Annotated in this window: 1 pseudogene; it reads right to left on the reverse strand. The window is 57.0% G+C overall.

Going from position 1 to position 628, the window contains the following annotated elements:
* Nucleotides 1-628 (reverse strand): annotated as a pseudogene (locus FW764_RS28095) (hypothetical protein); the annotation flags it as partial.

Raw genomic sequence — 628 nt, forward strand, 5'->3', positions numbered from 1 at the left:
GCGACGGTGCCGTCTGCAAAGGTCCAGTCAAGGCGCAAAATGTGTGCAGTGGTCATGCCTCGGTAGGCCACCGTTGCGATAGCGCCACCCGCATAGTTCTGCGTGCTAATCGTCTGAGGCCCGGCCTTGTTGTCGAACGCTGGCGCCGGGAGTATCAATGCCGGCGAGCCCTTCACCCGCACCGTGCTGTTGCCCGAGCGTCCAAGCAATGCCCCTGTTGAGCTGAACAGCTCGAACGATATGCTAACAAACCCTTCCTCGTTGAAATACTCATTGGGCACCGGCGTTGTATCGCCGCCCTTTTGCGTGTGGGAAAACGGCGGCAAGCGCTTGCTCGTTTTTGTACCGTCAGCCTTGCGCAGGGTCAGCGTCACAACGATCTGGTTGTGTGGGTTGGCGATTGCTATCGAGCGTCGCGCTATCGCCTTCACGCTGAGAGAGTGATTACTTTGGGTGCCCAGGTCCAACAGCGTTGACTCAATCTCATTGACACGAAACAACGGTGGATCAAACTCCGAGGAGTCCTGGTTGCTGTTCAAAAAGTAGGGCAGCGAAAACGTATCATTACCCTCCGGGGGGTTTCCGGCCACATCTAGCACGGTACAAATGAGCGCTACGGTGCCCGATT

It is taken from the genome of Pseudomonas sp. 1152_12 (genome assembly GCF_052850675.1).